Raw genomic sequence first — 8,022 nt, 5'->3', positions numbered from 1 at the left:
GATGAATTTGTCCAGGCAGTTGCTAGTCGACGGAACCATATTCCCAGAAAAAGTCTCAATTATCAAACACCACTTGAGGCATTCGTAAATCAAATCACTGATGAGCAGCTAAAATTTCTAACTTAATTTGACATTTGAAGTATCAAAAAAGCCTATCGACCAGGCCGACAGGCTCGAACATTATTTATATTATCCTACATATGGATTTTCCGGTACCCGAACCAAATCATCAGCGACCAGCCGCTCCGCAATTTGGACAGCGTTCCATGCAGCACCCTTCAAGAGGTTATCTGAAACAACCCACATATTGAATGCACCTTCGTTTTCGTAGTCCGGACGAACTCGGCCAACAAACGTTTCGCGCTTGCCTTCTGCTTCAATCGACTGTGGATAGATTTGATGAGCCGTGTCATCTTGGAGAACAACCCCATCAGCATCGGCCATTGCAGTCTTGATTTGATCAGTTGTGGCAGTCTTGTCAGCAACTTCAAAGTAAACCGATTCGCCATGCGCGATTCGAATAGGGACCCGGACGCAGGTTGCCGTCACCTTAATGTCCTTGGCATCCATGTCATCAAGCATAATCTTCTTGGTTTCATGGATCATCTTCCACTCTTCATGGGTGTAATAGCCGTCCGACTCAAACACGTCAATTTGTGGTAGGAGGTTGAAAGCCATTTGGTAGTGCTTCTTATCGCCCTTGGTTGGCAGAATCTTTGGATCAGTGGGTTCTCCGTTCAAAACTTGTTGGGATTCTTCCATCAATTCATTGAGTGCAGATTGGCCCGCACCAGAAACCGCTTGATAAGTTGAAACAATCACTTGTTTCAAGCCAAATTGCTTATAGATTGGTTCCAGACACACCACCATTTGAATCGTTGAACAGTTAGGGTTGGCAATAATGCCACGATGGTTGTAAAGAGCTTTTTCGTTCACTTCAGGAATGACCAACGGAACTTCTTTTTCCATCCGGTAAGCACTGGTGTTGTCGACACAGACTGCGCCTCGTTTAACGGCTTCCGGCAAAAATTTCTTCGAGGTCGACCCACCGGCCGAAGACAATACCAGGTCAATTCCGTTAAATGAATCCGGCGTGGTTTCTTCAACCGTGACATCTTGGCCACGGAATTGAAGGACTTTGCCGGCAGAACGGGCCGATGCCAACAATTTAACACTCTTCACTGGAATAGTTGACTGCTCCAATTGTTGAATCATGCGGGTTCCGACAGCACCAGTAGCACCTAAAATTGCAACGTTAAACTCTTTCATCCTCTTTAGTCTCCCTTTCGTTATTTCGCTAATTCAAGTAAATACGCGTTCATTCGATCCATTGCCAACTTGATATCCTCATCAGACGCCGCGTAAGACATCCGAATCCAGCCTTCACCACCGGGGCCAAATGCTGAACCTGGGGTAACCCCAACTTTGGCATTTTTGGCCAAGTCGGTCGCAAATTCGACTGATGTTTCGTCTATTGTATCAGGAATCTTAGCAAAAATGTAAAATGCACCCTCGGGAAGGACAATCTGCATCCCCATTTTCTCGAGTCGATCGGCAATGTAATCACGGCGTTTATGGTAAGCGGCCCGCATTGGGATTGGGTCGTCCAAGCCATTATTCAACGCTTCGGCTGCCGCGTATTGAGCCGGGTTGGAAGGTGCGGTGACTACGAATGCGTGCATCTTTGAAGCATTGGTGACAAAGTCCTTTGGTGCGGCAATGTAACCAATACGATAACCGGTCATCGCGTGAGATTTTGATAACCCGTTAATCAAGATCGTCTGACCGGGCAGTATGGCGGCAATTGAGTGATGTGAAACGCCATAGGTCAGTTCACTATAAATTTCATCTGCCAGCACATACATCTTATGCTGGGAAATAATGTCAGCCAAGGCCTTCAATTGAGCTTCGGAATATTCAACTCCGGTTGGATTTGATGGGTAATTCAAAATAATCGCTTTAACACTATCCCCATTTTCATCCAAGGCTTTTTGAAGCTTTTCAGGTGTCAAGACAAAGCCATCGTTAGACGTATCAATTGTGATCAGTTCAGCCCCGGCAACTTTGATGATTGGAAAATAAAGAGCAAATGCCGGTGTCGGCACAATCACTTTATCTCCGGGATTTAGAATTGAGGTTAAAGCTGAGAAAATCGCCTCAGTTGCACCCACCGTGACCACAATCTCTGAGTCGGGATCGTAATCCACACCGATTCGTTGCTTGAGGTAATGACTGATGCCCGTCCGCAGTTCAGAAATTCCCTTTTGTGCTGAGTAATGGGACTTGTTTTCCTGAATGCTTTTAATTGCGGCCTGTTTGGCGTGTTCCGGGACATCAAAGTCGGGCTCGCCAATGGTTAATTTGACGATTCCTGGAATTGATGAAATTTCTTGGTCGAACTCCCGAATTCCTGAGGGCCCAACTGCTTTCACGTTTTTATTGACAACTTCTGTCAACTTACTGTCTAACTGTGGCATATTTTCCTCCTGATGAATGAATTACATAATATTTTCTAATCCGACAATTAATTTGGTGGCCTTGGCTGCGGCTGGAACTGCCAGCTCAACGCCGCTCATAAATGAGCCGCGGTCAAACGAGTCCTGACGAATTGTCAACGCCTCACCCTGACTGCCAAAGAGCACTTGCTCGTGGGCAACATAGCCCGGCAATCGAACCGAGTGGATCTTAATACCGTGATAATCGCCGCCTCGGACACCCTTGAGCGTTTCTTCGGTTGCGGGTGCCTGCTGCTCACCACGAGCTTCATTAATCATTTTAGCGGTCGCCAGTGCGGTTCCCGATGGGGCGTCTAGTTTGTCGTCATGGTGCATCTCGATGATTTCAACCCCTGGCATATATTTGGCAGCCTCCTTGGCGAATTTCATCAATAGAACTGCTGAAATCCCAAAGTTAGGCGCTAAAATCCCACCAACTTGCTTATCGTCAGCCAGTTGTTTCAGCTGCTCGACTTGTTCATCAGTCATTCCTGATGTCCCAATGACAGGGTGGATGCCGTGTTCGATGGCAAATTTGGCGTTCTCAAACGCCGCACTGGGAACCGTAAAATCAATCCAGACATCGGCATCAGTCTTAATTTCATCCAGGCTGGCAAATAATTTAACCTGATCGCCCATCCCCATTCCCTGGAGATGCACGGTATCGATTCCAGGATTATAGGCGCCAACCAATTCAAAGTCATCATTTTTTTTGACCATCGAAACGGTCTTTTGACCCATTGACCCCATAAATCCGGCAACTAAAACTTTAATCATGAAGAAAACTCCCTTGTTTACCCAAAATAATGTGGCTTATCCAAATCAACTCGAAATTAGCTTCTGGCCATCTCAGTGCCATCAACGGGGATGTCAGCCAAATCGCTAACGCCCAAGCGTTGTGCCAAAATTGCTTTTTCATCGTCATTGAGTGACAAAATTGGTAAACGGCAATCGCCGGCGCCAAAGCCCTGAACATTTAAAATGGCCTTTACACATGATGGAGATGGGTACATGAACAGTGCTTGAATTTTTGGTGACAGGAATCGCATCAAATTACCGGCGGTTGTCACGTCACCTGATTCAATGGCATCGTACATTCGGCGCATTTCGCGACCATAGATGTGAGCGGCAACTGAGATGACACCATTGGCCCCGACGGTTTTGGCAGAAAGTGCCTGGGCATCTTCTCCGGTATAGACGTTGAAATCATCCGGTGTGTTTTGAACCAAATACTCCAAGTCATCAAGCGAGGTACACTGCTTTACACCAGCAATGTTTGAGTTGTGTGATAATTCAACAACCGTTTCATTAGCCATCGTGACGCCAGTTCGCCCAGGAATGTTGTACATAATCAACGGAATTGGTGACTGTTCGGCAACGGCGGTGAAGTGCGCAACCATTCCGCGTTGATTTGGTTTGTTATAGTATGGCACAACGACCAGCGCATAATCAATGCCGGGAATGTGGCCAACTTCAGCAGTTAACTGAGCGGTTTCAGCGGTATTGTTACTACCGGTTCCGGCAATAATCGTACCTCTTCCGTTTACGATTTGGGCAAATCGGGTGTACAATTCAATTTTTTCGTCGTGGCTCAATGTCGGTGTTTCACCCGTGGTCCCACCGATGACAAATCCGCGGCTGCCGGTGTCAATCAAATGGTTGGTTAGTTTTTCCAAACCGTCGAAGTTGATGCTGCCGTCTTCACTAAATGGGGTCACAATTGCTGTCATAATATCTGCGTTAATCATAAGAATCCCTACTTTCTTTTAATTGGTTTCATCTTTCATCCGGTATTCAAGAAACTTGGTAATCGATTCAACGCCCTTTTCAATTGAAGATTCCTTAGGATTGAAGGTCGCCGAGTGAAGCTGTGAATCATCATCAACTCCCAACCAAAACATGGTGCCGGGAATCTTTGATAATAGGTAACCAAAATCTTCGCCGGTCATTGCCGGTTCCGTTTCAACAAACTGCGTGTCTGGATCCTGCTTGGCAAAGTCGATGAATCGTTTGGTTAAGTCATCGTTATTTTCAACCGGCAGGTAACCACCCTGGTTAAAGTCAATGTTGACCTCGGCACCATAGCTGGTGGCAACGCCATTCGCAACCATCTTCAGCCGGCCGACGATGTGTTCGATCATCTTTTGCGTCAACCCGCGAATGGTGCCTTCGATACGGGCATTTCCGGCGATCACGTTTCTAATTGTCCCTGCTTCCAACTTACCAAAGGTGATCACACCGCCCTCAATTGGATCGATGCTTCGAGAGACGATGGTTTGCACTTGGTCAATGAACTCAGCGGCGGCAACCACCATATCGTTGGCATTCTGCGGATAAGCCGCGTGGCCACTTTTGCCGATGAGATCAACGTTGACTTCTGTCGTTCCGGCAAACAAAGTTCCCATTCGACACCCGATCGCGCCAGCTGGTAAACCAGGGTTATCGTGGAGACCGTAAAACTCATCAGGTCGCCATTTCCCCTCAAAGACCCCCAGTTCGTAAGCAACCTTGCCGCCGTTTTCGCTCTCTTCAGCGGGTTGGAAGAAGAAAATTAAATTATCGCTGGGCTGATGCTCGCTAAACCAGCTGAGAACCCCCAACGCAACGGTCATATGAATATCATGACCACAAGCGTGCATGATTCCGGAAATCTTGGAGGAAAATGGCAACCCAGTCTGTTCGGTTACCGGCAATGCGTCAATATCGGTTCGATAACCGATCGTTCGCTGTGGATTGGCCCCGGCTACGTACACCAATAAGGCGGTTGGTAACTCTGGAATCTCCCTGACTTCAAGGTGGTCCTGATTCATTGATTGAATCGTTTCAAGCAGGTAGTCGTGGGTCTTAAACTCATGCATCGCCAACTCAGGATATTCATGCAAATGTCGGCGGATATGAATTAAATCTTCCTTATTAAGCAGAGTCATTTCATCACAACTTTCTTAAGTCATCTTCAAGTCCAGTTTCAGAAGTTGTTTTTTCGTCAACATCCTTTACTTTACGGGCAGGCACTCCGGCAACCACCGTGTGTGGGGCAACATCCTTGGTGACAATCGATCCGGCGGCAACAACGGCGCCTTCACCGACGTGGACGCCTTCAATCACGACTGCGTTCGCTCCGACCAGCACGTTGTCGTCAATTTGAACCGGCTTGGCGGATGCGGGTTCAACCACCCCTGCTAAAACAGCACCGGCGCCAATGTGGGAATGCTTACCGACAATTGCACGGCCACCCAGCACAACCCCCATGTCAATCATGGTATCGTCGCCAATTTCTGCACCGATGTTGATAATCGCGCCCATCATGATGACGGCATTATTACCGATGGTCACGTGGTCTCTGATAATTGCGCCGGGCTCAATTCGAGCATTGATATCTTTAATATCCAATAGCGGAACAGCGGAATTTCTGGAATCAGCTTCAATTTCGTAATCATCAATATTGGCTTTGTTCTTCTTCAAGAAGTGTTTAACGTCTTCCCAATCCCCAAACAAAGTTGCGGTGTGCTTTTCAGCAAAGGCTTTAATTGATTTGGGGAACTTGATGTCCTTGATGGATCCCTTCAGGTAAACCTTAACCGGGGTCTTCTTCTTGGCATTTCCAATAAAATCGATGATTTCTCGTGCACTTAGTTGTTCCATTATGACTCTCCCTCTTATTCGAATTCTTCATCTAAAGAAACTAAATCTTCAAACGTCTCTCGTTTAATTGCAACTTGTGACTTGCCATTTTCAACAAACACAACGGCCGGCCGCGGATTGCGGTTATAATTAGACGCCATCGCGTATCCATACGCACCTGTGTCTAACATTGCCAACACATCTCCTGGTTGAGTTGCCGGTAAATCCTGCTTTTGAATCAGGATGTCGCCGGACTCACAATACTTGCCGGCAACCCGAACGGTTTCTTTAATCGGTGCCTTGGGGTTCTTCGCTAACACGGCTTCGTATTTGGCCTGATATAAGGCGGGACGAATGTTATCGCCCATCCCGCCGTCAACAGTGACATACGACCGGATTCCCGGAACATCTTTTCTACTGCCAACCGTGTACAAGTTGTATCCGGCAGGTCCTGCGATCGAACGTCCCGGTTCAATCCAAATGGCAGGCATTGGCAACTTAGTTTCGACAGTCCGCTTCTTGATGGCTTTCACAATCGCGTCGACAAACAATTCCGGTGCGATCGGATCGTCTTCTTCGGTGTACTTAATTCCAAATCCACCACCAACGTTGACGACTTTGGCAACGTAGCCTACTTCTTTATTCCACTGTGCCAACGTATCAATTAGTTTGACAGCTGCCATTTCAAATCCGTTGACCTCAAAGATTTGTGATCCAATGTGGCAGTGAATCCCCAACATGTTCATCCGGTCATCTTCAAGAACCAACCCCAGCGCTTTTTTGGCCTGACCGCTTTGAATGTCAAAGCCAAACTTGCTATCAACTTGTCCGGTCTGGTCATATTCATGGGTGTGGGCTGAAATTCCCGGCGTTACCCGCAGCATCACGTTAATGTGGGATTGCTTCTCTTCTAAAACGTCTTTTAATAAGTCAATTTCATGGAAGTTATCCAGGATAATCACGCCAATTTGGTGTTCAACCGCCATTTCAAGTTCGGCTCTTGATTTGTCGTTTCCGTGGAAGCTGACCCGTTCCATCGGAAAGCCGGCTTTAATTGCCGTGTACAATTCACCGCCGGACACGACATCAATATGACCTTTTTCCTGGTTAATCAGTTGAAACATTGCAATGCAGGCAAATGCTTTACTGGCATAGCTGACGGCAAAATCGACACCGTTATCTTGGAAGACCTTTTGAAAATGGTGAATTTGGTCGCGAATGGCTTTGACATCGTAAACTACTAATGGTGTTTGGTATTTTTTGACCAACTCCAGTGAGTCTACCCCGCCGATTTGTAAATGTCCTTCTTGATTCGTAGATAACTGGTCGATTTGATTACTCATGTTTTTTCCTCCAAATATTTACTGTCCGCTGCTCAATCAAATGAGGTCTGGCCATGATGGTATAAAAAAATCCCCTTATCCGGCGAACGCCGAACAAAGAGATTCAGAATTAATATCCATATCATTCCGTATCATTTGTCGTTAGCGCCCCGCAGCCGACTTGTCCGCCGCGACAGTCCAAAGCCTATTAAGCCAAGTCCCAGCGCGCCAAGTGCTACCTCACATGGTGCTTCGGCAACCGCCCCTTTCATTAGCTTCAAAGTTCAGGTAGGAACTCCACTAATTACTGATGTTGGTTGCAACCTCTAATGATTTAATTGACATAATTCTATAATGTTTCTCATAAAGTGTCAACCGCTTTTACCAATCGAATGCAAATTTATGCAAATTCCATCATTCAAACTAATGACTCTTGCAAATTCACTGAAAACTGCTAAAATTCGATTTAACAATCTCTAACCGAATTGTTAATTAATGGGAATATCCAGGGAGTGAATGAAAGTTATGAAAGTCGTTAAGTTTGGGGGCAGTTCATTAGCCGATGCCGCCCACGTTCAAAAAGT

At 46.5% G+C, this 8,022-nt stretch carries 7 protein-coding genes, 1 pseudogene and 1 riboswitch; of the genes and pseudogenes, 1 reads left to right on the top strand and 7 read right to left on the bottom strand.

The annotated features are described in order from the left end of the window. Positions 1–126 (top strand): annotated as a pseudogene (locus AB3112_RS05970) (IS30 family transposase); the annotation flags it as partial. Positions 127–189: 63 nt separating this feature from the next. On the opposite strand, the gene AB3112_RS05965 reads toward AB3112_RS05970, so the two are convergent. The 7 genes from AB3112_RS05965 to lysA are packed head-to-tail and all read right to left on the bottom strand — an operon-like array spanning position 190 to position 7,459. Further along, entirely contained in the window at positions 190–1,269 is a 1,080-nt protein-coding gene (locus AB3112_RS05965; RefSeq protein ID WP_057910637.1) for an aspartate-semialdehyde dehydrogenase, read from the bottom strand. A gap of 20 nt (positions 1,270–1,289) precedes the next feature. Next, positions 1,290–2,477 (bottom strand): aminotransferase class I/II-fold pyridoxal phosphate-dependent enzyme, encoded by a 1,188-nt coding sequence (locus tag AB3112_RS05960; protein ID WP_084974352.1) that lies wholly within the window; start codon positions 2,475–2,477, stop codon positions 1,290–1,292. 21 nt (positions 2,478–2,498) lie between these two features. Next, a complete protein-coding gene (gene dapB / locus AB3112_RS05955) occupies positions 2,499–3,272 on the bottom strand; it encodes a 4-hydroxy-tetrahydrodipicolinate reductase (protein ID WP_057910639.1) in 774 nt (257 codons plus the stop codon). Positions 3,273–3,328: 56 nt separating this feature from the next. Beyond that, positions 3,329–4,243 carry a 4-hydroxy-tetrahydrodipicolinate synthase gene (gene dapA / locus AB3112_RS05950; protein WP_057910640.1) on the bottom strand — a complete coding sequence of 305 codons (915 nt, stop codon included), beginning with the start codon at positions 4,241–4,243 and terminating at the stop codon, positions 3,329–3,331. An 18-nt stretch (positions 4,244–4,261) separates the two neighbouring features. After that, the gene (locus tag AB3112_RS05945) at positions 4,262–5,422 is read right to left on the bottom strand and encodes an N-acetyldiaminopimelate deacetylase (RefSeq protein ID WP_367334108.1); all 1,161 of its coding nucleotides are present in this window, start codon (positions 5,420–5,422) and stop codon (positions 4,262–4,264) included. Between the two features lie 4 nt (positions 5,423–5,426). Next, a complete protein-coding gene (dapD, locus tag AB3112_RS05940) occupies positions 5,427–6,137 on the bottom strand; it encodes a 2,3,4,5-tetrahydropyridine-2,6-dicarboxylate N-acetyltransferase (RefSeq protein WP_057910642.1) in 711 nt (236 codons plus the stop codon). Positions 6,138–6,151: 14 nt separating this feature from the next. Continuing rightward, a complete protein-coding gene (gene lysA, locus AB3112_RS05935) occupies positions 6,152–7,459 on the bottom strand; it encodes a diaminopimelate decarboxylase (protein ID WP_084998346.1) in 1,308 nt (435 codons plus the stop codon). A gap of 134 nt (positions 7,460–7,593) precedes the next feature. Next, positions 7,594–7,775: riboswitch (Lysine riboswitch) on the bottom strand. Between the last annotated feature and the right edge of the window lie 247 nt (positions 7,776–8,022).

It is taken from the genome of Lentilactobacillus sp. (genome assembly GCF_040773105.1).
In the GTDB taxonomy this organism is placed as follows: Bacteria; Bacillota; Bacilli; order Lactobacillales; family Lactobacillaceae; genus Lentilactobacillus; species Lentilactobacillus parabuchneri.
The sequence above is the reverse complement of the archived record's forward strand: the minus strand, read 5'-3'. Positions and strand labels throughout refer to the sequence as shown.